This window comes from Pseudidiomarina planktonica (assembly GCF_900177775.1).
Lineage (GTDB): Bacteria > Pseudomonadota > Gammaproteobacteria > Enterobacterales > Alteromonadaceae > Pseudidiomarina > Pseudidiomarina planktonica.
In genome coordinates this window covers 42,744-66,097 of record NZ_FXWH01000004.1, presented here as the reverse complement: position 1 = coordinate 66,097, position 23,354 = coordinate 42,744, and the positions used below count along the sequence as shown (strand labels likewise).

General features: G+C 49.1%; 16 protein-coding genes. 10 read left to right on the top strand and 6 right to left on the bottom strand.

The genetic code is table 11. The features are described 5' to 3' along the window. Positions 1-61 precede the first annotated feature (61 nt). On the bottom strand, positions 62-3,229 hold the full coding sequence (gene putA, locus CCE91_RS11955; RefSeq protein WP_086435543.1) for a bifunctional proline dehydrogenase/L-glutamate gamma-semialdehyde dehydrogenase PutA: 3,168 nt from the start codon (positions 3,227-3,229) through the stop codon (positions 62-64). Between the two features lie 305 nt (positions 3,230-3,534). Between putA and CCE91_RS11950 the strand changes: the two genes are divergently transcribed. Together CCE91_RS11950 and glnE are read left to right on the top strand one after the other, a co-directional pair. Further along, the gene (locus CCE91_RS11950; protein WP_086435542.1) at positions 3,535-5,031 is read left to right on the top strand and encodes a CYTH and CHAD domain-containing protein; all 1,497 of its coding nucleotides are present in this window, start codon (positions 3,535-3,537) and stop codon (positions 5,029-5,031) included. Continuing rightward, entirely contained in the window at positions 5,032-7,869 is a 2,838-nt protein-coding gene (gene glnE / locus CCE91_RS11945; RefSeq protein ID WP_086435541.1) for a bifunctional [glutamate--ammonia ligase]-adenylyl-L-tyrosine phosphorylase/[glutamate--ammonia-ligase] adenylyltransferase, read from the top strand. Here glnE and CCE91_RS11940 read toward each other — a convergent pair. The 3 genes from CCE91_RS11940 to tolC form a co-directional block, all read right to left on the bottom strand. Continuing rightward, complete coding sequence (locus CCE91_RS11940; protein ID WP_086435540.1) at positions 7,849-8,601, bottom strand: TcpQ domain-containing protein; 753 nt, start codon at positions 8,599-8,601, stop codon at positions 7,849-7,851. The two genes, glnE and CCE91_RS11940, sit on opposite strands and share 21 nt — an antisense overlap. Further along, positions 8,601-9,530, bottom strand: coding sequence for an LpxL/LpxP family Kdo(2)-lipid IV(A) lauroyl/palmitoleoyl acyltransferase (lpxL, locus tag CCE91_RS11935; protein WP_086435539.1), 930 nt, complete (start codon positions 9,528-9,530; stop codon positions 8,601-8,603). Before lpxL ends, CCE91_RS11940 begins: the two co-directional genes overlap by 1 nt. A gap of 108 nt (positions 9,531-9,638) precedes the next feature. Next, positions 9,639-11,024 carry an outer membrane channel protein TolC gene (tolC, locus tag CCE91_RS11930; protein ID WP_086435538.1) on the bottom strand — a complete coding sequence of 462 codons (1,386 nt, stop codon included), beginning with the start codon at positions 11,022-11,024 and terminating at the stop codon, positions 9,639-9,641. A gap of 278 nt (positions 11,025-11,302) precedes the next feature. Here tolC and nudF point away from each other — a divergent pair, with 278 nt between their 5' ends. The 6 genes from nudF to parC are packed head-to-tail and all read left to right on the top strand — an operon-like array spanning position 11,303 to position 18,025. Then, positions 11,303-11,941: an ADP-ribose diphosphatase gene (gene nudF / locus CCE91_RS11925; RefSeq protein ID WP_086435537.1), complete on the top strand. Its 639-nt coding sequence runs from the start codon at positions 11,303-11,305 to the stop codon at positions 11,939-11,941. Beyond that, positions 11,942-12,394, top strand: coding sequence for a DUF1249 domain-containing protein (locus CCE91_RS11920; protein WP_086435536.1), 453 nt, complete (start codon positions 11,942-11,944; stop codon positions 12,392-12,394). Next, on the top strand, positions 12,394-13,182 hold the full coding sequence (locus CCE91_RS11915) for a metallophosphoesterase (protein WP_157984170.1): 789 nt from the start codon (positions 12,394-12,396) through the stop codon (positions 13,180-13,182). Before CCE91_RS11920 ends, CCE91_RS11915 begins: the two co-directional genes overlap by 1 nt. Positions 13,183-13,216: 34 nt before the next feature. Then, positions 13,217-13,789 carry a YqiA/YcfP family alpha/beta fold hydrolase gene (locus CCE91_RS11910; RefSeq protein WP_086435534.1) on the top strand — a complete coding sequence of 191 codons (573 nt, stop codon included), beginning with the start codon at positions 13,217-13,219 and terminating at the stop codon, positions 13,787-13,789. A 59-nt stretch (positions 13,790-13,848) separates the two neighbouring features. Next, the gene (parE, locus tag CCE91_RS11905) at positions 13,849-15,741 is read left to right on the top strand and encodes a DNA topoisomerase IV subunit B (RefSeq protein WP_086435533.1); all 1,893 of its coding nucleotides are present in this window, start codon (positions 13,849-13,851) and stop codon (positions 15,739-15,741) included. A gap of 40 nt (positions 15,742-15,781) precedes the next feature. After that, positions 15,782-18,025 carry a DNA topoisomerase IV subunit A gene (gene parC / locus CCE91_RS11900; protein ID WP_086435532.1) on the top strand — a complete coding sequence of 748 codons (2,244 nt, stop codon included), beginning with the start codon at positions 15,782-15,784 and terminating at the stop codon, positions 18,023-18,025. Positions 18,026-18,041: 16 nt separating this feature from the next. Here parC and CCE91_RS11895 read toward each other — a convergent pair whose 3' ends face one another. Next, on the bottom strand, positions 18,042-19,133 hold the full coding sequence (locus CCE91_RS11895) for an HD-GYP domain-containing protein (protein WP_086435531.1): 1,092 nt from the start codon (positions 19,131-19,133) through the stop codon (positions 18,042-18,044). A gap of 126 nt (positions 19,134-19,259) precedes the next feature. Between CCE91_RS11895 and CCE91_RS11890 the strand changes: the two genes are divergently transcribed. Both CCE91_RS11890 and rraB read left to right on the top strand, forming a co-directional pair. Next, entirely contained in the window at positions 19,260-20,009 is a 750-nt protein-coding gene (locus tag CCE91_RS11890; protein WP_086435530.1) for a 1-acylglycerol-3-phosphate O-acyltransferase, read from the top strand. Positions 20,010-20,011: 2 nt separating this feature from the next. Then, entirely contained in the window at positions 20,012-20,413 is a 402-nt protein-coding gene (rraB, locus tag CCE91_RS11885; protein WP_198678040.1) for a ribonuclease E inhibitor RraB, read from the top strand. A 91-nt stretch (positions 20,414-20,504) separates the two neighbouring features. On the opposite strand, the gene CCE91_RS11880 is transcribed toward rraB, so the two are convergent. Beyond that, a complete protein-coding gene (locus CCE91_RS11880; protein ID WP_086435528.1) occupies positions 20,505-23,354 on the bottom strand; it encodes a valine--tRNA ligase in 2,850 nt (949 codons plus the stop codon).

The window sequence follows — 23,354 nt, the reverse complement described above, 5'->3', positions numbered from 1 at the left end:
TAGCTAGCTACAAAAAAGCCGCCATGCAGAACATAGCGGCTTTGCTCAATACGCCTGAAACTTAATCGCCCAACGACAGCAGCGTGGCGTTACCACCAACTGCAGTAATGTTGTTAGTGCGTGTTTTTTCAGTAACAAAACGCGTCAGATAGTGTGGTCCACCTGCTTTCGGACCTGTGCCTGACAAGCCGCGACCGCCGAACGGTTGCACGCCAACCACAGCACCAATTTGGTTACGGTTAATGTACACGTTACCTACTTCAATACGGCGCGCGATGTCTTCGGCAAATTTTTCGTTACGGCTATGAATACCGAAAGTAAGGCCGAAGCCAGTGTTATTAATACTCTGAATAACATCGTCCAGCTCTTTGGTTTTGTAACGAATTAAATGCAGAATCGGACCGAAGTTTTCGCGCACTAATTGATTGATGCTATCAATTTCAATGGCGGTTGGTGCTACGAAGGTGCCACCGTTGGTGTAATCCGGCATAGGCGCGCGAGCGATTAACCGGCCAGCTTGCTGAATATCAGCAATGTGCTGTTCCAGGTTACTCTTGGCAACACCATCGATTACCGGACCAACATCGGTTTCATGAAGCATAGGGTCACCTACGTTCAGTTCTGCCATGGCACCTTTTAACAAGTCGATTACGCGGTCAGCAATGTCGTCTTGTACGAACAATACACGCAGCGCTGAACAGCGTTGACCAGCACTTTTGAACGCGCTATCAACGATATCGGTAACAGCCTGTTCCGGCAGCGCGGTTGAATCAATCAACATGGCATTTTGTCCGCCGGTTTCAGCAACCAGTGGCACGATAGCACCGGTACGGGCGGCCAGAGCACGGTTAATTGCCTGTGCAGTATAAGAGGAACCGGTAAAGCACACGCCGGCTATATCTTCCTGACTAGTTAAGAAGGAACCAACCTCAGCGCCGCTACCTGGCATAAAGTGCAGTACATCACCCGGAATACCAGCTTCCAGTGCTAACTGAACGGCACGGAATGCAATCAAGCCGGTTTGTTCAGCCGGTTTGGCAATAACACAATTGCCGGTTACCAACGCAGCTGCAACCTGGCCAACGAAAATGGCCAGCGGAAAGTTCCAGGGGCTTATGCAAATGAAGGTACCGCGACCTTCCACAAAAAGGTCGTTGGTTTCGCCAGTTGGCCCCGGCAGTTCAATTGGGCCACTCATGAACTCACGGGCCTGAATGGCGTAGTAGCGACAGAAATCAACGGCTTCACGCACTTCATCAATACCATCTTGCAAGCTCTTGCCTGCCTCTAAGGTACAGAGCGCAATCAGCTCGTTCATATTGGCTTCCATTAAGTCAGCCATTTTTTCAAGTGCTTCAGCGCGTACGTTCACATCGGTTGAACGCCAGCGACGGAACGCTGCATTGGCGCTTTGCAAGGCGGTATCTGCCAGAGCTTTGTCGCCCCATGAAATAGCACCAATCTTTTTATCGGTTTGCTGTGGACTGGTAATAGCCACGCGGTGATGCGCTTCGGCAATATCACCATTCACAATCGGTCCACCTTGCCATTGTTTATCGGCATACTGCTGCACTGCAGAAATGAAATCGTCAGCTTGAGAGTGAATGTTCATATTTAGTCCTAACGAGTTTTTCCGCTCACCAAAAATTTCGGTGGGCAGAGGAATTTTGGTGTTTGCGTAACGCTCGTATTTTGACAAGGTCCGCAACGGATGTGTCACCAGTTGTTCAACCGGTGTTTCAGGGTCTACCAGCTTGTGAACAAAGGATGTGTTGGCACCGTTTTCCAGCAGCCGACGAACCAGATAGGGGAGCAAGTCTTTATGCTGCCCAACCGGCGCGTAGATGCGCACCGTTAAGTTCTCATCCTGCTCTAACAAGGTGTCGTAGAGATCATCACCCATTCCATGCAAACGCTGAAATTCTATGCGTTGCTTGTATTCTTTGTTCATGTGCTGAATGGCCACCACAGTTTGCGCGTTATGCGTAGCGAACTGCGGGTAAATAGCACCTTTCACGTCTTCGCTTAACAGGTAGCGAGCACAGGCCAAATACGAAACGTCAGTACTGGCTTTGCGGGTAAACAGCGGATAGCCGGTAAGACCGTTCATTTGGCATAGTTTAATTTCGGTATCCCAATACGCGCCTTTTACCAGCCGCACCGGAATTTCATCACCACACTCTTTCGCCAGTGCAGTGACCCAACATAAAGTTGGTAACGCGCGCTTGGAGTAAGCTTGTACCACCAGACCAAAACGTGGCCAGCCTTTACATACGCCGCTGCGGTATACTTTTTCAAACAGTTCCAGCGACAGCTCATGGCGATCGGCTTCTTCGGCATCAATAGTAACGCCCACGTCAGCTTCTTTGGCTAGTTTCACCAGCTCGGTAAGGCTAGTGGCCAACTCAGTTAGCACACGCTCATGGTGCGAGGACTCATAGCGTGGATGCAGCGCCGACAACTTAATGGAAATAGTTGGGCGTGGTGCCTTCGGGTTATTAAATTTCTCGGCTGTTACTACCTTAATAGAATTAACGTAGTCGGCGTGGTAGCGCTTGGCGTCGCTCATGGTAAGAGCGGCTTCGCCCAGCATGTCATAAGCGTGCGTGTAGCCCTTGTCGCGATTGGCGCGGCTCTCTTTCAACGCTTCCTGAATAGTACGGCCAAGTACGAATTGCTTACCCATAACCTGCATAGCTGTATAGGTAGCTTTACGGACTATTGGCATACCTAAACGCCGAATCAGTCGGCGGAAGGTTCCACGCGGGGTAGCCATAGGCTGACCGGTTGGGTTAATCACTGTGTTTGTGAGTGCTAATGCCCAGGAACCGGAGTTCACCAGCCAGGACGCACTTTTACCCATATGCTTTTGCCAGTCACCGGCTGATAGCCGATCCTGGATTAGGGCATCTGCGGTAGCCGCATCGGGGATCCGCAATAACGCTTCGGCCAGACACATCAGCATAATGCCTTCTTGCGTGTCTAAACTGTACTCTTGCAGAAACGCGTCTACGCCGCCACCGCCAGCTCGAGCTCTTACTTGCTCAACTAGTTTGGTGGAAGCGTCGGTAACTTCTTGAATACTTTGATCATCGTTTGGGATGAGTTGAGTTAGCTCCTTCAGGTAGCTGTCTTCATCCACAATGTAATTGTCAGTGATAGCTTGCTGTAATTTTTTTAAATCAGCACCATCATAACGAGCCGCAAGCACTTCACTTGCTTTGAACATAGCATCTCCTTTAGGCTCAACCGAATATCGGCGTTAACAGTCGTAGCGTTAGCCACGAGGCTGCAAATTTCGCGCAAGTATAAGACTATTTTAACCTACGTAAAGCTGTCCAATATAGTTTTTTACTGCTTATGGTTGGCGCGAGGTTACAAGTATAATAGCTTCGCTTGTAACTCTATCAGCCGCCCACGGTGCATTTTTTAACCTCAACTGTCAAGTTCAGTCCGGTTGCTTACAAGGTCACAAGCCAGTACCTTAGACACTAACCAAGTTATGCACCCCAAGGTGCCGATTAGAGCAAATTTATGACTCAGGAAACCGAATTAAAATTAGTTCTGGATGCGGCTCATAAAGAGACCGCGCTGGGCCTGTGCCGACAATTCAGCAAAGGGCAGGATGAAGACTGTCTCAGCCTGCAAAACACCTATTATGATACGGCAGATTTGCGATTACGCCAGTACGACATTGGCTTACGTGTGCGGCGCAATGGCAATGAAGCTGAGCAAACGGTAAAACTCGCCGGTGAAGTGTTTGGTGGTATGCACAGTCGGCCCGAGTATTCGCTGCCGGTGACAGAGCAGGGGCCTGATATTACCCAGTTTGATGAATCCATCTGGCCAGACGATTTTCCGGCGTTTGATATTCAACGAGAACTGACCGAATTATTCACCACTAATTTTACCCGGCACCGTTGGCGTATACCCAGCGGTGACGGTGTTATAGAGCTAGTGCTGGACGAAGGTGAAGTGCTGGTTGGTGAGAAAACTCAGCCTATTTTAGAAATTGAGCTAGAAGTTCAGGGTGGCTTAGTTGCCGACGCCTATAAGTTAGCGCGCCGATTTATAACACGCGCTAAAGCGCGTATTGGCACTTTAAGTAAAGCAGCGCGCGGCTATTTGTTGGCGGAAAAAAGCATTCTGGAGCCGTTCACGCAAACTCACTTTGTGCGGTTAAATGAGGACGACAGCGTTGGTTCTGGTTTATACCGGGCGCTGCAATACTCAGTTCAGCACTGGCAGCACAACGATGCCTGTTTGCGGGAAAAACCCAGCGTACGCGCCATTGCTGGTATTGCTGATGGCATGCGCTTGTGTCGAGTAGTGCTACAGCAGTTGAGCAAGCTGAATGTTGACGTGAATGACGACATCACCAGGCTAGAGCAGTTATTAGGTCAACTGAGCTGGTTGCATCGTTATGAAGGTTTTGCTGAGCTTACCGCGGAAGACGGCGCTTATCATCGCGCCTTAGAAGAGCATCCGAAACTTTACGAACAAGTGCAGGAGCAACAAGAGCATGCGGCTCAGTTGGAACTCATGATGCTACTGAGTAAACGCGATGATTATCAACTGACTTTGTTAGAGCTGGGTGAATTGTGTCAGCGCCAGCCGCAACCAGCCGACGACGACGGTATGAACCAGAAGTTAAAGCCATGGGCGACCGAACGGTTACGCGAAGACTGGCAAGAAGTGATGACGCCGTTTGACCGTGATGCAGGTTTACGGGCCGAGCATTATTTAAAACTATTACCGGCACTGAACGGTTCTCTGCAGCTAGGTTACTGCGTGGGCTATCTGTTCGATGCGGTGGCGCGGGAAAAATTCCGCGCGCCCTGGCTTGATTTGGCGCGTGGGATTCGAGAAATTACAGCACTGAAAATGCTGCGCGAAACCATTAAAGATAGCGATGAAAGCAGTGTGGATAAATTGCTCGGTTGGCAGGAAATGCAACTTGAGTCTTTGTTATTCGCGCTGGAGTCGTCGCGCCGGGCGGCGTTAAAACAAGAACCGTACTGGATAGCTTAAATGCAGGATTACCGTGCGCTACCTGATGAACTGGAAGCCGTTGTTGAGCAGCAATTACGCCGCCTGCCGGAAGGGCGGTTAGCTGCTTATAACGATGTTCAGCAACAGCAATTAAAGCACCTGTTTGCAGTCAGCAGCTTTATTGGTAGGGCTGTTGAGCAGCAACCGCAAGTGTTGGAGTTTGATACCAATAATGCGGTAGTAGTGCCTCAGCCTGAGCACTATGTGCAGATACTCGAGCAAGCTATTGGTGAGTGCGACAGTGAAGATCAACTAAAGAAAATACTGCGGCAACAGCGGCAACGGCTGATGGCGGCGCTTGCCGCTGCAGATATACTCGGGCAGTTGCCACTTCGAACCGTACTCGAGCACTTGAGTAAGCTTGCCGATGCCTTCATTGAAGTGACTATTAAGTGGCTGTATCCGCGTTTTTGCGAACGTCTGGGTAATCCACTCGATAGTAACGGCGAGTTACAACCGCTACTGATTATTGCTATGGGTAAACTCGGTGGTGGAGAGCTGAATTTCTCGTCCGATATCGATTTGATCTTCTGTTACCCGGAGCAAGGTGAAACCTCTGCAACCCGCAAGCCGATTGCCAACAGTGTGTTCTTCACCCGCTTGGCGCAGGCGCTGGTAGCTTGTCTGGATGTTCATACCGCGGATGGATTCGTTTATCGGGTAGATTTACGGTTGCGACCTTTTGGTCAATCGGGGCCGGTGGTTACCAGTTTTGCTGCGATTGAACATTATTATCAGGAACATGGCCGTGACTGGGAACGTTATGCCATGGTTAAAGCCCGCTTAGTTGCTGCTCCGCCGGAGAATGCGCAAGAGCTGGAGGCCATGCTACGACCCTTTGTATACCGTCGCTACATTGACTTCAGTGTGATTGATGCGCTACGCAAAATGAAAGCTCTGATTCGGCAGGAAGGACGCCGGCGTCAGTTGCAGCACAACATCAAGCTGGGGCCGGGCGGTATTCGGGAAATTGAATTTATAGCGCAAGCGTTTCAGTTGATTCGTGGCGGGCAGGAAAGACGTTTACAAACGCGTTCTATATATACCGCTTTCGAAGTCATTGAAGACCTTGGGTTACTGGAACCAGCTACCATTGTCACCTTACTTGAGAGCTATGAACTGCTGCGTAAAGTTGAACATAGCCTGCAGCAAATTGATGACGAGCAAACTCAGCAACTACCGCAAGATGAACTTAACCAATTGCGTTTACAGGTGATGCTGGGCGAATCGAGTTGGTCAGCAACACAAACCCGCATTCATGAAGCGATGCAACGGGTTCACGATATTTTTAAAGAAGTTATTGGCAATGAAGATCATGACGATGAGCCGACTTCGCCGCTACAAATGTTGTGGCAGGATCTTGCTGATGATGAAGCGTCGCTTGAACTTATTGCGGACTATACCGATGCACCGGCAGACAAGGTGTGGCAACAATTAAAGTCCTTTCGTCAGGATATTCGCAAGCGCGGTTCCGGGCCGCGTGGGCGCAAAGCCATAGCGCGTTTATTACCCGTCATGCTGGAGAGCATATTAAAGGCTCCACAACCGCTAGACTTGTTAGACCGGGTGCTGATTGTATTAAAGCGCGTAGTTAGCCGCACAGCTTACCTGGAACTGCTGATTGAAAACCCCGGCGCCCGGGAGCAACTGCTAAAACTGTGTCGGGCAAGTGCCTGGATTGCGGATCAAATAGCTTCCTATCCGCTACTGCTAGACGAGTTAATAGATCCTCAGCATTTATACGAGCTACCACAGTTAGTCGACTATCCACGATTGTTAGACGAGTACTTGTTACGTATTCCGGAACAAGATCTGGAAAGTCAGATGGATGTTTTGCGGCAAGCCCGGCAGGCATTGCAACTGAAAGTTGCAGCGGCCGATATTTCCGGGGCTTTACCGTTAATGAAAGTGAGTGATCATCTTAGCTATCTGGCTGAAGCTGTGATTGCCGATGTGGTGCAATTGGCCTGGCAACAACTCGCCAGTAAGCACGGCACGCCACCCAATCAATCAATAGAAGATACCGGTTTTGCGGTTATGGCTTACGGCAAGCTGGGCGGACTTGAACTTGGCTATGGCTCAGATTTAGATCTGGTGTTTATTTCTGATGCCGACTACAGCGGGCAAACCGATGGTTTGAAGCCCATTGAGGTACAACAGTTTTATTTGCGCCTAGCGCAACGTATTTTGCACTTTTTCACGGTCAGAACCATGGCCGGTGTGCTTTATGAAGTGGACATGCGGTTACGACCGTCGGGCAAGTCGGGCCTGCTGGTATCCCGGCTGGACAGCTATCGTCGTTATCTGGCTGATGATGCCTGGACGTGGGAGCATCAGGCGTTGGTTCGCGCCCGGCCGGTTTATGGCTGTAAGCGTGTTCGGCAAAGGCTTAGCGAACTGCGCGAAAGCCAACTATGTCAGCCACGCGAGGAACAGCAGTTACGTGAGCAAGTGGTTAAGATGCGCCAGAAAATGCGCGACCATCTCATAGCGAAACACGCGTCGGGCTTTGATCTTAAGCAAGGTCCGGGGGGCATAGCTGATATTGAGTTTTTGGTGCAGTATCTGGTATTACAACACAGTGCTGAGAATCCGAAATTATGCCATTACACAGACAACATTCGCATTCTGGAGTGTGCTGGTGAGCTGGGCTTGCTGCCCGAGAATATGGCCTCCAGTTTAATCGCGAGTTACCAGCACTTGCGTGGACTTCAACATCAGTTAGCGCTGGATAATCAACCTTCATTTACAGAAGTTGACGTAAGTGAGCATACGGACGTTGTTATTCAGGCGTGGTCACTGGTTTTTGATTTGTAGGTTGGGTAACCCTTCGCGTTTTATTGGTGCGTTTTTCTGGTGCAGGGATTCCACGCTCATACAAGCTGCAGGTAACTCAATGGTTGGTGGCTTCTCAATAATGAGAACGGCACGATGTGGAAAACAGATATACGCCATCACCTGATCCTGATAGTCGTCATTTACGGTAATGGCGACTTCGTTCACTAACTCAACAAAATGGGCGTCAATGGAGAAGGGTGATTTCACTATGTAATCACGCTGCAACCACCAAATAAAAGTCATATTTTCCGCCACTGCAATCTGTTCAAGACGTTGTTTAATGGTGTCGTCCGTCATAAACCAGTGCTCGTCGCGAGAGCCTTTCCAATTGTCAGGCAACGCTTCTAAGTTACTTGAATTTACTTCCTGCTCTAAGTGAGAAAGTACTTGTGCCAGGGGGATTGGCGTTTGCTCAAGCTCTATAACATAAGGGCTTAACTCATCTTCCAGGGGGGCTGAACCCGACCGGATGCCGGCAAAGAAACGTGAAATACTGTTTTGTAGGTTATCTGGATTCTGCTGTTTCGCCTCGCGCTCTTTAATGGCGATTTTGAATCCGTCTGAATCATTCAACTGCACGTTTAGAATCCAGTCCCGATAAAAAATAGCTGCTGCGCCAAGCGCGATCACAATACTAATAATTACCCAGTGGCGCGCTGCGAGAGCGCGCTGGGGGGCTTTATATTTTTGAGTTCGTGCTGGTTTACGCATTAGTTTTTATACAGGTCCTTATCATTTTCATTAGGGCGTGTCTTAAATCGGCGATGCACCCATAAGTACTGGTCTGGCATTTGTTCGACTGCGAACTCCACCATCGAGTTGACCCGTCGTACTGATTCCTTTTCATCGGCCGTTGGAAAATTTTCAAAAGCCGGATAGAAAGTTATATCGTATCCGCTGCCGTCTTTGCGGCGAAAACACGTAGTTGGCATAACCGCACAATCTGCATTTTCAGCAAATAACAAAGTGCCGGTGGTGGTGCTGGTTTCAGGAACAGCAAAAAATGGCACAAACACAGTACGTTTACGCCCATAATCCTGATCCGGCAGATAACCGGCAATATCTCCGCGGTTCAGTGCTCTTATCATACTGCGAACATCATTTTTGCGAATCAAATATTTATTCGAACGACCACGACCGCGCGTCTGCAAAAACTCCATTAACGGATTGTTGTGTGGGCGGTACAAACCAACCGATGGCTCAATAAATCCCATGAGTCGTGCGTGAACTTCTAAACTTAGAAAGTGAAACAAGAGCAATAATACGCCGCGACCGTCTTGTTGTGCCGCGCGCAGATGTTCAATGCCGTGAATATGGAGTTTGCGTTTAATTCGCCAGTTTGGCCACCACCACGCCATACCGGTTTCGAAAAAAGCTATACCGGTATTCATGATATTACGCTTGGTTAACTGTTCAATCTCTTCTGCACTTTTGTCGGGAAAACAAAGTTCAAGATTACGACGAGCTATATTGGTGCGCTTGGGTACCCATTTGTAAAACAATAAACCCAAGCCTTTACCTAACGCCAATTGCCAGCGATACGGCAGCCAGGAAATCAGATACAAAATGCCGATACCTAACCAGGTTGGCCAGTATTTTGGGCTTAGGAAACGAAGCTGGAACTTTGGTTTTTCTATCACAAGCACTACCTGTCTGATGTTTGCAGTGATTCTAACAGAAAACGGGCTGTTCAGCTCAACACTGAACAGCCCGTTTTAACGGAAACATTTTACTTTGTAGCTTAAGCGCTACTCGGCAGCTGTGTCCGGAGCATCATCGCTGAGGCTCTGGTTAATGGCATTCAAATCTGCTTCAGAAATTTCACCAGACGCCTGGCGCAAGGTCAGGTACTGACGAATATAACCGTAGCGAGCGGTAGATAGGTTACGGCGTGCGTTGAACAAGTTACGAGTACTGTCTAACACATCAACAATAGTCCGGGTACCCACATCAAAACCAGCTTGAGTTGCTTTTAACGCGCTTTCAGCAGAAACCACCGCTTGTTCAAGTGCGCGGATAGTAGACAATGAAGCGACCACATCGTAAAACGCTGTGCGCACTTCGCGTTCAACGGTACGGCGTACTAATTCCAACTGCTCGCTAGCTGCTACGAATTGCTCACGCGCTTGCTGTGCTTGTGCTGAGGTACGGAAGCCAGAAAAAATAGGTACGCGCAAAGTTACGCCAATAGACTGTGAATCCAACCGCGGTAAGTCGTTGGTTTGACTCATCTCGTTGGAGGTGATGGTTGACTCGCTGTCGTTCGTTGAATAGCTCGCATCGAGCGAAAGTGTCGGATAGTGGCCGGTGGTTGCCAGAGAAATTTGCTGATCGGCAATTTCAACTGAAACGCGTTCAACCATTAAATCCAGATTCTTCTCTTCACTAATAGCTACCCATTTGCGTACTTCATCTGGGTCAGGACTGCTTGGTGAAAACGTATTAGTGTCCAGTGCGGCTAATTGCTGGTGATATTGACCAGTAATTTCGCGCAAACTTTCCAGCGCAATTTCAACAGCATTCTGAGCCTGAATTTCAAGAGCTACCGCATTATCATATTGTGCCTGAGCTTCATGCACGTCGGTAATAGCGGTTAAACCAACCGAGAAACGTTGTTTGGTTTGCTCTAATTGACGCTCAATAGCGCGTTTTTCTGCCGTTGCAAAAGCTAAGTCATCTTTGCGTTCCAGCACTGAGAAATAGGCGTTTACTACGCGAATCATCAGACCTTGACGTACCGCTTGATAACCAAGTTCGGCGCGTAACGCTTGCTTTTCGGCAATGTCAGTTTCGTCCCAAACACTCATATCAAATAAGCTTTGCGATAAACTTACACCGGCGTTCCAGCCTGTGCTTTCACGGTCAACAATAAATAGGTTACCACTTTCGCTTGGTTGTGCTGATTCGCTTTCTTGACGCGCATAACCAGCCTCAAAACCAATTTGTGGCCACCAACTAGCGTTGGCGATGTCTACGCCACGTTGCGCTGCCCGGCGTTCCGCATCGGTGCGCAGTAAGGTTGGATCATTTTTCAGAGCGAGTTGATAAACGCTAGTCAGGTCGCTAGCTTGCGCGGTGAAACTGCCCGCACCTAATGTGAGGCTAACGAAGACAGATAAAAAACACTTTTTCATCGTAAGGGTGTCCCTATTTACGCGGTTTATAGTATGTTTCTGGTTATTCACGAGTTTACATACAGTCTTGAATGAATACTAGTTTACCTGTTGGTCGCTCAATAATCAGGTAAAGTTGTGCAACGGTTTATATGCAAGTGTAACAGAATGTTTTTTAAGCAGACCTATTTTACATTTTGTAGGTTGATTCACTAATTTTTGTAGTTTATGAAATTTACTGACGGATTCAACCTTGTTTCGTCAGAACTCATAGCTACTACGACAAATGAGAGGGTTTAGTGCAACAATCCGAACCAGAACCTAAGTTAAAATTTGATCGTACCGACGTGGAAGTTGAGCACAAAGAATCCTTGTACTCAGGTTTCTTATCCACTTCCCGGTTGCGCTTGCGGCATCGATTGTTTGCTGGCGGCTGGTCAGCCTGGCTTGATCGCGAATTAATGGAGCGCGGGCATGCCGTTGCGGTGCTGCCTTATGATCCAAAACGCGATGAAATTGTATTAATTGAGCAGTTCCGGGTTGGCGCTATGCCCACCAGTGAAAGCCCCTGGTTGTTCGAGTTTGTGGCCGGCATGGTTTCTGACAAAGACGACGACTGGGCTGATGTTGCACGGCGTGAACTGGAAGAGGAAGCTGGTCTTAAAGCTCAGCAATTGCATTTCGCTATGAGCTACTTATCAAGCCCTGGCGGGATGTCAGAACGCGTTTATGTTTATATTGCTGAAGTCGACAGCCGCAGTGCAAGCGCGCTGGGCGGTGTTGAGGACGAAAATGAGGATATTCGGGTTCATGTTTGCGCCCGGACCGAGGTTGAAGCCATGCTTGCCGACGGAAAAATAGACAATGCGGTGAGCGTGATTGCGCTACAATGGTTACAACTTCACCGGCATCAGCTGTTTGCAGATAAGAAGGACTGAATGAGAAGTAACTTTAAGCCACCCTACAAATTCGATTTAGCTGCCTTACAGCGTTTGGCAGCGCGTAACTATGTGGCGCTGCAACGGCTGTTGCCGCAGTCGAATGCTGTTGGCGCAAAGCGTCAGGTACGGGTGAGTGAGCACTTGCTGTTTGAAGTTGAAATTAAAGAAGCAGCGCCCTTTACAACCATAGTGCAAATCAAACAAGAACGGAGTTCCTGGTCTTATCCCACGGCGCTGGAAGCGGATATTGAAGTTCGGTTGTACCACGATGCTCGCTTGGCCGAAGTAACCAGTAGTAATGGCATTTCGCGGCTACAGGCGCGCTACGAAACACCGAATCCGAACATGCACGAGGCCGATGAGAAACGTCAGGTAAATAAATTTCTGGCTGAATGGCTGCAACTTTGCTTGCAGCAAGGGCGGTCAGATTTGCAGTGGGCTTACAGTTAATGTCAGCAGCAGTGCAAACTCCGGTTAGTGTCATTCAGATAACGGATTGCCATTTATTTAGTGACCCTGATGCCCGCCTGGCTGGGGTAGACACTAAGGCTAATCTGACTTGTGTGCTGGAGCACATGGCACGCTATTTTCTGCCGCAAAGTATCATTTTAACCGGCGACCTTAGTCATGACGCCAACCCTGACACTTTAGCGTGGCTGCAAGCCCAGTGCCTGCAACACTTTCCGGGCAGTAGCTGGTTTTGGTTACCCGGTAACCATGATGACCCGGCGTCGCTGGCGCAGCAGTTCGACCAGCTCAATCCGCTGCGAGATTGGCAACAAAACGGTTGGCAGGTGTGTTTGCTGAACAGCCACAGTGGTCGCCCTGAAGGAGTTTTATTAAACAGCGAACTGGCTCGTATTGAGGCGCTGGCGCAACAAGGGCTGCCAGTGGCTTTGTTTGTGCATCACCATCCAGTAAAGTTAGGCTGTTTTATTGACCGCCATATGCTGGCTGAGGCTGACCCCTTGCTGCAATTACTGACCCAGTATCCAACAATTAAGTTGCTGGCGCATGGTCACACCCATCAGGAGTCGCGACTGCAATATGCGCAAGCTGCTATTCTGGGTTGCCCGGCAACTAGCGTGCAGTTTCAACCCAAGGCGCCGGAATTTGAGCTTGCTGGTACTAAACCAGGTTATCGGTGGTTGCAGTTACAGCAGAACGGCACTTTTACCAGTGGGGTAGTACGAGTGGTAGATGGTAGCGTTGCTGATGTAACTCAGGGTGTGTACTGATTGGCTTTGATATAAGCACAGGGATGATTGAATAATGCTGTTATATTTGCACGGTTTTGAAAGCAGTCCGGACTCAGACAAAGCACAGTTTATGAAACGCGCGGTTGAGGCTGCGGGTAAGCAGTGCTTGCTACCGCAATTGCCTGCCTCCATGGTGGCGACAAAACAACTATTGGATGACTATATCAACAGCCACGCAATTAGTGCTGTGATGGGAAGTTCGCTCGGCGGCTTGTGGGCTCACTATGTAGCCAGTGAAATAGTGCGACTAAAGCAACAGCAGTTGCGCGGTGTATTAATTAATCCAGCTGTTGCACCCGGGCCGCGCTTTGATCATTATGAACGCGAACGTTATCACCCGTATTTAAAACAAAACTACCAACTAACCGATGCTGATGTCGCCTGTTTGCAGGAAGCTGGCTCGAAATTAACTCAGCAGAGCGAGTTGTTGATACTGTTGCAACAAGGTGATGAAACCTTAAACTACCGGGATGCAACGGAATTTTATCAAAGCCAAAGACTTGTGGTTGAGCACGGCGGTAATCACAGGTTTGTTGGTTTAGAACGCTATGTACCGACACTGCTTGAGTTTCTGAAAATCATGTAACAGTATAGGCACACGAATCTATCCTGAGCGCTAGCAAACACAACTATAAAGAAGAAAGCATGACTGATTATAAAGCTGATGCCATAGAAGTTTTAAACGGACTAGAGCCTGTTCGCAGACGTCCCGGCATGTATACCGATACCAGTCGACCCAATCACCTGGGGCAGGAAGTAATAGATAACAGTGTTGATGAGGCTCTAGCGGGGTTCGCCCGCAATCTTCAGGTTATTTTACACCCTGACCAGTCACTGGAAGTATTCGATGATGGACGTGGTATGCCGGTGGATATCCATCAGGAAGAAGGGGTTTCCGGGGTTGAGCTGATCATGAGCCGACTGCACGCCGGTGGTAAATTCTCCAATAAAAATTATCAGTTCTCTGGTGGCTTGCACGGGGTAGGTATTTCGGTTGTAAATGCGCTATCGAAACGTGTTGAAGTTACGGTAAAGCGTGACGGTAACGTTTACGAGATGGCCTTTGAGAATGGCGATAAAGTGTCAGAGCTCAGCATTACCGGCACCGTAGGCAAACGCAACACAGGCACCCAGTTGCGCTTCTGGCCCGATCCTAAGTACTTTGATTTTGCCAAGTTCTCTGCCTTAAAACTTACGCATTTGCTGCGCGCTAAGGCCGTTCTTTGCCCGGGTTTAACTATTAACTTTAAGAACCTGGTAGATGAAACTGAAGAAACCTGGTGCTACCAGGATGGCTTACGCGATTACTTAGTTGAAGCTGTTAGCGATTTACCGACGCTGCCGGAAGAGCCTTTCATCGGTAAGTTAGCCGCGAAAGACGAAGCGGTTGACTGGGCGGTTACCTGGCTGCCGGAAGGTGGCGAAGGCACCATGGAAAGCTACGTGAACCTGATTCCGACACCGCAAGGTGGTACTCACGTGAATGGCTTACGGCAGGGTTTGCTGGAAGCTATGCGCGAGTTCTGTGAATTCAGAAACTTGCTGCCGCGTGGGGTAAAACTAACACCGGAAGATATTTGGGAACGCTGTAGCTACATCTTGTCGGTGAAAATGCAAGATCCGCAATTTGCCGGACAAACCAAAGAGCGTTTGTCATCGCGTCAGTGTTCCGCGTTCGTGTCAGGTATTGTGAAAGATGCGTTTAGCTTATGGCTGAATGAACACACTGAATTGTCTGAACAACTTGCTGACTTGTGTATTAACAACGCGCAACGCCGCATGCGGGCCAGCAAGAAAGTTGTTCGTAAGAAAGTAACCCAGGGGCCGCCGTTGCCGGGTAAACTTACCGACTGTGCCACGCAGGACCCAAGCCGAAGCGAATTGTTTTTGGTTGAGGGTGATTCTGCCGGCGGTTCGGCTAAGCAAGCACGTGATCGCGATTTTCAGGCGGTGATGCCGCTGCGCGGTAAAATTTTAAATACCTGGGAAGTCGAATCAGACCAAATTCTGGGTTCACAGGAAATACACGATATTTCAGTGGCTATTGGCGTTGACCCGGACTCGGTTGACCTGGAGAAGCTACGCTACGGAAAAATTTGTATTCTGGCCGATGCCGACTCCGATGGTTTACACATTGCTACGCTGTTATGTGCGTTGTTTGTACGTCATTTCCGCCCACTGGTTGAGCACGGACACATTTATGTGGCCATGCCGCCGCTCTATCGGGTAGACGTTGGCAAAGAAGTGTTTTATGCCCTGGACGAAGATGAGAAGCAGGGCATTTTAGACCGCATTGAGGCTGAAAAACGCAAAGGCAAAGTGAACACACAGCGCTTTAAAGGTCTGGGCGAAATGAACCCCTTGCAACTGCGCGAAACCACCATGGATCCGAACACGCGCAGACTAGTGCAGTTGACCGTAGATGAACTGCCTGACACTGATGAATTAATGGATATGTTATTGGCGAAGAAGCGTTCGGGTGATCGTCGGGTGTGGCTGGAAAGTAAAGGCGATCTGGTCGATTTAGCTGATTTATAAGTGCTTAGAACGAAACTGAGCCAATGGAGAATAGAAGAATATGTCGCTGGAAGCTGTTGAACAAATTCCGTTAAAGCGTTTCACCGAAGACGCCTATTTAAACTATTCCATGTACGTCATCATGGACCGGGCGTTACCGCATATAGGCGACGGTTTAAAGCCGGTGCAACGACGTATTATTTACGCCATGTCAGAACTTGGCTTGTCAGCGCTATCCAAACATAAGAAATCTGCGCGTACGGTCGGTGATGTGTTGGGTAAATTCCATCCTCATGGCGACAGCGCTTGTTACGAAGCTATGGTGTTAATGGCGCAGCCATTCTCTTATCGTCATCCGCTGGTTGACGGGCAGGGTAACTGGGGCTCGCCAGACGATCCTAAATCTTTTGCAGCCATGCGTTACACCGAAGCTCGGCTTTCTAAGTTCAGCGAAGTACTGTTAAGTGAGCTGGGGCAGGGCACGGTTGACTGGGTACCAAACTTTGACGGTACCATGCAGGAACCACGCATGTTGCCTGCCCGCTTACCGCATATTTTGCTAAATGGTGTTACCGGTATTGCGGTTGGTATGGCAACCGACATTCCTCCACACAACGCTGGTGAAGTTGCGCATGCTTGTGCGTTATTGCTGGAGAAGCCATCGGCTACTCTGGCTGATGTAATGGAACACCTGAAAGGCCCTGATTATCCCACCGACGCTGAAGTGATAACGCCGCGTGAAGACATAGTTAAATTATATGAAAGTGGCCGTGGCAGCATTCGCATGCGCGCTAAATATGTGATGGAAGACGGCGAAGTGGTAATTACTGCATTACCACATCAAGCCTCAGGCGCGAAGATTCTGGAACAAGTTGCTGGGCAAATGCAGGCTAAAAAACTGCCAATGGTCAGTGATTTACGTGATGAGTCCGATCATGAAAACCCAACGCGTCTGGTGGTAGTACCGCGCTCTAACCGGGTTGACGTTGAGCAGTTGATGCAGCATTTGTTTGCCACCACAGATCTGGAAAAGCAATATCGGGTGAACCTGAATATGCTGGGTCTGGATGGTCGTCCGCAGGTTAAACCTATTCTAAGCGTACTGCAGGAATGGCTGGTTTTCCGTCAACGTACGGTTACCCGCCGTTTGCAACATCGCTTAGACAAAGTGCTGGCGCGGTTGCATATTCTTGAAGGCTTATTAATTGCCTATCTGAATATTGACGAAGTTATTGCGATTATTCGTACTGAAGATAAGCCAAAGCAAGTGTTAATGGCCAAGTTTGGGTTAACAGATACCCAGGCTGAAGCCATTTTAGAATTGAAATTGCGGCACTTAGCCAAGCTTGAAGAGTTTAAGTTAAAAGGTGAGCAAGACGAGCTGGCCAAAGAGCGTGATCAATTAGAATTGGTACTGGGTTCTGATCGTCGTTTGAAAACCATGATTAAGAAAGAGCTACTGGCGGATGCTGAAAAATATGGTAACGAGCGCCGCTCTCCATTAATTGAGCGTGATGAAGCAAAAGCACTGTCTGACCGCGACCTTACCCCGGCTGAGCCTGTTACTGTGGTGCTGTCGAAGAAAGGTTGGGTGCGCTGCGCTAAAGGCCATGATGTTGATGGTAGTAGCCTTACCTACAAAGCTGGTGATGAATTCTTATCGGCTGCGCAGGGCAAGAGTAATCAGCAAGCCGTGTTTGTGGATAGCTCAGGCCGCAGTTTTGCCTGTGAGGCTCACCTGTTACCATCCGCCCGGACTCAGGGCGAACCATTAACCGGACGCTTCAGTCTGGTGTCTGGTGAAACGGTCGAACAGGTATTAATGGCGAAGGACGACCAACGTTATTTGCTGGCTTCTGACGCAGGCTATGGCTTTGTTTGTCAGTTCAATGACCTGGTTAGCCGCAACAAAAATGGTAAAGCCATTCTGAGCTTACCAACTGGCGCGAAAGTGTTACCACCGCAAGCTATTCAACAAGCTGAAAATAGCCGCGTGGCCGTGGTGTCTAACGAAGGCCGCTTGCTGATATTCCCGCTGGCTGACCTACCTGAGTTGTCCAAGGGTAAAGGCAATAAGATGATTAGTATTCCAACACTGCGGGCACAAAGTCGCGAGGAATACGTAGTGGCGGTGGCGGTGTTGGGCGAAGATAGTGCGCTCACCTTGCTAGCCGGCAAACGTAAGCTAACGTTGAAGCCAGCTGATTTAGAACACTACCTGGGTGAACGGGGTCGTCGCGGTAATAAACTACCGCGTGGCTTGCAACGCGTAGACGCATTAGTAGCGGATCAGGCTGACGCCTGATCCTGTTACGCTATTCTTAACTTTCTTGTTTTTCCTGCAGCAGGCTTTCCATAGCCTGCTCAAATACAGTTACCCAGAAGCTACTTAGCTGAGTACCCGCCAGTCGATTGATTTCCGCTACCGCGCGCCGAATCGGACGCTTGGTATGTTGCTCGTTCGCACGCTCATGGGTCAGTGCATCAAAAGTATCAACAATAGCTAATATCTTGGCACCATCGGAAATTTCTTTATCGGTAAGCCCCAGCGGATAACCGTTGCCGTCGGGTTGCTCATGGTGTTGCAGAATCATCATTTTGGCACTCTGCCAGTCGGCCATGTTTTCTAACAGTTTGGCCGAGCAGTACACGTGACTTTTAATCAACTTGCGTTGATTCTTGCTTAGCGGAGTGGTTTGATGCAGCAGTTCCAGCGGCATAAAGCCCATGCCGAAATCGTGTATGTAGCAAGCGGCGGTGAGTTGGCGTTGGTCAACAATGTCACCAGCGAATCTATTTAGCAGTAGCGCCATTTTAAGCTGCCGGTCAGCCCGGTCGTGCCAGTAGCGCGAACGGCTTTCAACTGATGCCATCAGCTCACGGAAAAAGCGTAAATCGTGCTGCCAGTCAAACTGCTGCGGAGAGTCTAAAGCTTCGGTTAGCACCAGCTTAGGGTCTAGCGCTGCTATAAGCTGATTCAACAGCGCCGGTTGTTCATCGGGTTGGGCTTGAACCACTTGTTGGGAAAGCTTCTGCGCACGTAGCTGACGTTCGTGAGAGTAGTGGCTTTTACCATGTAACTGGCAGTTAGTGACAAACTCAAGCGTTTGATCCAGCACAATGAAAATAGCATCACTGAGTAAGTTGGTGTAGTTCAACTGACCGTTTCGCAGCGCTTGCAATAAGTCTTCCACGGCACCGAGCAAACTTATCATCGGCGCAAAGCCAACCAGGCCCAAATCACCTTTAATGGTGTGGATAGCCCGGAACAAGCTTTGTTGGCGATCAATTAAATGCGGATCGCTTTCCAGCGCAATAATATCTTCTTCACACTGTTGATAGAGCTCTCGAATCTCGTCAAGCAATTCCTGCATGACATGCTCTTCAACATCGGTGCAAATAAATTCAGCCATAGTGTAGGTCCCCTGGTTGCGCAGACATTACAGCCTATTTCTTAATCAGCGTCCAGTAAGCATAACTGATCGGAGTTTTTTTCATGAAAAACACGTTATACTACTGCCGTCAAATTGGGAGTACACATGTTAGCTGTTTTGCGATTAATCTGTCTGGCGATATTTTTTATAGTGGTCGGTATTGGTGGTTCGCTGTTTTGTATACTGCGACCCTTTCATCCCGACAATACGCGCGTTGTTTCGCACCTGTTCGGGCGTATGCACCGCCTACTGGGCTTGCGTATTGAGATTCGGGTAGCACCTGAGGCGCAGCAAGGCGGGCCTTATGTGTATATTGCGAATCATCAGCATACCTATGATATTTTTACGCTCAGCAGTGCGGTGCCGAAAAATACCGTTACTATTGGCAAAAAGAGCTTAAAATGGATACCATTTTTTGGGCAACTGTATTGGTTGTCCGGAAATATCTTAATTGACCGCAAGAATAGTGGTAAAGCTAAAGGCACCATAGCTCAGGCAGCAAATGCAATTAAGCGCGGCAAGCAATCGATTTTGTTGTTCCCGGAAGGCACCCGCAGTTACGGACGTGGTTTATTGCCGTTTAAAACTGGCGCGTTTCGAACCGCTATTCAGGCGAATGTAAATATAGTGCCGATTTGCGTGTCGGACTTGCACAATAAAATTAAGCTAAACCGCTGGAATAACGGCTTGTTGATCATAGAAATTATGCCGCCAGTTTCCATACTGGGGTATTCAACAGACCATGCACGTGAGCTTATGAACGAGTGTCACGCTCGTATGGCAACAAAAATAGCTGAGCTGGACGCTGAAGTTGAACAACGCGAGCGCACAGTTACAGAACCGGAGAACAAATAATGGTGAGCCTGGATTTAGATGAATTAAGAGCACAAAGCCGGGAAACCGTGGCCGCGATGCTGGCCGATGGTCTTCCTGCCGACGAAGACTATGTCATCGAGCACCATATCGCCAGTACCGACTTTAGCAAGCTGGAAAAAGCGGCAGTGGAACTGGTAAAGCTTAATTACCACGTTGATGATGCTGACGAATTTGAGCTAGATGACGGTTCGCGCTGTTTTGCCTTTGTGGCCGTGGCTGAGTGTCAACTGGACGAAAAATTACTCGACGAGCAAACCTGTGAAGTAGCCGAGGTTGCTAAAACAACTGGCGTTGAGTATGACGGTTGGGGCACTTATCTTGGTGACGACGATGAAGACGAAGGTGACTTTGATGAAGACGACTACCTGGAAGACGATAACTAATCATCAGTTAGCCTAAGTTCGCTCTGAAATAAAAAATCCCCGCAGTGTTAGCCACTAGCGGGGATTTTTGTATGCACCAACAACACCTAACTTACATATCCGCTATGCGTTTACGTTGTTGTGTTAACTGCTGAAGTTTTTGCTCAGCCTTGGCCAGCTTGCCTTTTTCTTTCTCAATAACGGCCGCTGGCGCGTTATCAACAAACTTACTATTGCCCAGTTTGCCAGCCACCCTTTGCTGCTCTTGCTGTGCTTTGCCAATAGCTTTGTCCAGTCGTGCCAACTCGGCATCTTTGTCAATCAGACCAGCCATTGGAATGTGCAGCTCTACTTTACCGGCAAGCGCTGTGGCACTTGCTGGTAGCACTTCGTTGTCGCTGGCAAAGCGCAGGCTGTCCAGCCGCGCTAAGGCGCTCAGGAAGCCCTGGTTATCATTAATACGGCGCTCGGCTTCAGTGTCAGCACCCACAATAATCAAATCCAGCGGCTGGGCCGGTGATAAGCCCATTTCACCACGTATGTTGCGAATACCTTCAATAACCTGTTTTAGCCATTCCATGTCGGCCATGGCTTGCTTATGCTCAGGCTTGGCAACTTGCGGATAAGCCTGCAACATAATGGTGTCGCCCTTCACGCCAGCCAGTTCTGCTACTCGTTCCCAAATGGCTTCGGTAATGAATGGCAGAATCGGATGCAGCATACGCAATAACTGCTCCAGCACTGTTACCAGAGTATGGCGGGTGCCACGTAACTGAGCTTCGGAGCCTTGTTGCAGAATTGGCTTGGTCAGCTCCAGATACCAGTCACAGAACTGGTTCCAGGTAAATTCGTAGGCAATACTTGCTGCCTGATCGAAGCGATAGTTATCGAGCGCGTGGCGGAACTGACCTAAGGTTTCATTGAAACGTTCAATAATCCATTGATCCGGCAACGACAACTGCAGCTCGCCACCCTTTTGGCCGCAATCCTGGTCTTCGGTGTTCATTAGCACGTAGCGGCTGGCATTCCACAGCTTATTGCAGAAGTTGCGATAGCCCTCAAGACGCTTCATGTCCCAGTTGATATCGCGACCGGTAGAAGCTAGTGCGGTTAGGGTGAAGCGCAAGGCATCTGTACCGTGAGCGACAATACCTTCCGGGAATTCTTTGCGGGTACGCTTGGCTATTTTTTCTTCCAGCTTCGGCTGCATCATGTTGGCAGTACGTTTAGTTACCAGCGTATCAATGTCGATACCATCAATCATGTCGAGCGGATCCAGCACGTTGCCTTTCGACTTCGACATTTTCTGGCCTTCTTCGTCACGAATAAGTCCGGTTACATACACGGTTTTGAACGGTACCTGAGGTTTGCCATGCTCGTCTTTCAGGAAATGCATGGTCATCATGATCATGCGCGCTACCCAGAAGAAAATAATATCAAAACCTGTTACCAGTACATCAGTAGGGTGGAAGGTTTTTAAGTCTTCAGTATTGTCCGGCCAGCCAAGGGTGCTGAAGGTCCATAGCGCTGACGAGAACCAGGTGTCCAGCACATCTTCGTCCTGACGTAACACACAATCACCCAGATTATTCTGCGCGCGCACTTCGGCTTCATTGCGGCCTACATAGACATTGCCTTGTTCGTCATACCAGGCTGGAATACGATGTCCCCACCACAGTTGACGCGAGATACACCAGTCCTGAATATCACGCATCCAGGAGAAGTACATGTTCTCATATTGCTTAGGTACAAATTGAATGTCGCCGTCTTCCACTGCTTTAGTGGCAACTTCAGCCAGTGGTGCAACGCGCACATACCATTGGTCGGTCAGGTGCGGCTCAATTGGCACACCACCGCGGTCGCCGTAAGGAACCTTGTTGGTATGAGTTTCAACTTTATCCAGCAAGCCGGCGTCTTCAAATTCACTAATCAGCAGCTTACGCGCAGCGAAGCGCTCTAAGCCGTGGTACTGAGCTGGTAACAAGCCATCAAAGCCGTTAATGTTATCCAGCTTTTCACCGGTAGGGGTGTACAGCCCGGCGTGCTGCATAACACACGCCTGATCATCAAAAATGGCAATCATATCTAATTTCTGGCGCTTGCCGACTTCGTAATCGTTAAAGTCGTGCGCCGGCGTGATTTTCACACAGCCGGTACCAAATTCAGCATCAACGTAGTCGTCAGCCACAATAGGAATGCGGCGATTCACCAGCGGCAGGTCAATAAATTTGCCGACCAGATGTTGATAGCGCTCATCAGTTGGATGCACGGCTACACACACGTCGCCCAGCATAGTTTCAGGGCGGGTAGTTGCTACTACCAGATAGTCATCGCCTGCCTGAGTTTTAGCGCCGTCGGCAAGCGGATAACGCAGGTGCCAAATGTGGCCCTGCTGTTCTTTATTTTCTACTTCCAGATCGGAAATCGCGGTTTGCAGTTTCGGATCCCAGTTCACTAAGCGTTTGCCGCGATAAATTAAACCTTCCTGATGCAACTGCAGGAATACTTCCTGAACCGCATTAGACAGGCCTTCATCCATGGTGAAACGCTCACGATCCCAGTCTACCGAATCGCCTAAACGACGCATTTGCTGCGTAATGGTGCCACCGGATTGCTCTTTCCACTTCCAGATTCTATCAATAAAGGTTTCACGACCAAGCTCTTGACGACTTTGCCCTTGTGCTGCTAACTGACGCTCCACTACCATTTGGGTAGCAATACCAGCGTGGTCAGAACCAACCTGCCAAAGTGTATTGAAACCGTCCATGCGCTTGTAGCGCGTCAGGGTATCCATAATGGTGTGCTGAAACGCGTGGCCCATGTGCAAACTACCGGTGACATTCGGTGGTGGAATCATGATGCAGTATGATTCACCTTCACCTGACGGCTTAAAATATCCCGCCTGCTCCCAGCGAGCGTAAATAGTTTGTTCAAGATCTTGTGGCGAGTACGTCTTGTCCAT

Excerpts from the sequence above, each read along its gene's own strand:
- putA (WP_086435543.1), bottom strand. The coding sequence starts at position 3,229 with ATGTTCAAAGCAAGTGAAGTGCTTGCGGCTCGTTATGATGGTGCTGAT.
- CCE91_RS11950 (WP_086435542.1), top strand. The coding sequence starts at position 3,535 with ATGACTCAGGAAACCGAATTAAAATTAGTTCTGGATGCGGCTCATAAA.
- glnE (WP_086435541.1), top strand. The coding sequence starts at position 5,032 with ATGCAGGATTACCGTGCGCTACCTGATGAACTGGAAGCCGTTGTTGAG.
- CCE91_RS11940 (WP_086435540.1), bottom strand. The coding sequence starts at position 8,601 with ATGCGTAAACCAGCACGAACTCAAAAATATAAAGCCCCCCAGCGCGCT.
- tolC (WP_086435538.1), bottom strand. The coding sequence starts at position 11,024 with ATGAAAAAGTGTTTTTTATCTGTCTTCGTTAGCCTCACATTAGGTGCG.
- CCE91_RS11920 (WP_086435536.1), top strand. The coding sequence starts at position 11,942 with ATGAGAAGTAACTTTAAGCCACCCTACAAATTCGATTTAGCTGCCTTA.
- CCE91_RS11915 (WP_157984170.1), top strand. The coding sequence starts at position 12,394 with ATGTCAGCAGCAGTGCAAACTCCGGTTAGTGTCATTCAGATAACGGAT.
- CCE91_RS11910 (WP_086435534.1), top strand. The coding sequence starts at position 13,217 with ATGCTGTTATATTTGCACGGTTTTGAAAGCAGTCCGGACTCAGACAAA.
- parE (WP_086435533.1), top strand. The coding sequence starts at position 13,849 with ATGACTGATTATAAAGCTGATGCCATAGAAGTTTTAAACGGACTAGAG.
- parC (WP_086435532.1), top strand. The coding sequence starts at position 15,782 with ATGTCGCTGGAAGCTGTTGAACAAATTCCGTTAAAGCGTTTCACCGAA.
- CCE91_RS11895 (WP_086435531.1), bottom strand. The coding sequence starts at position 19,133 with ATGGCTGAATTTATTTGCACCGATGTTGAAGAGCATGTCATGCAGGAA.
- CCE91_RS11890 (WP_086435530.1), top strand. The coding sequence starts at position 19,260 with ATGTTAGCTGTTTTGCGATTAATCTGTCTGGCGATATTTTTTATAGTG.
- CCE91_RS11880 (WP_086435528.1), bottom strand. The coding sequence starts at position 23,354 with ATGGACAAGACGTACTCGCCACAAGATCTTGAACAAACTATTTACGCT.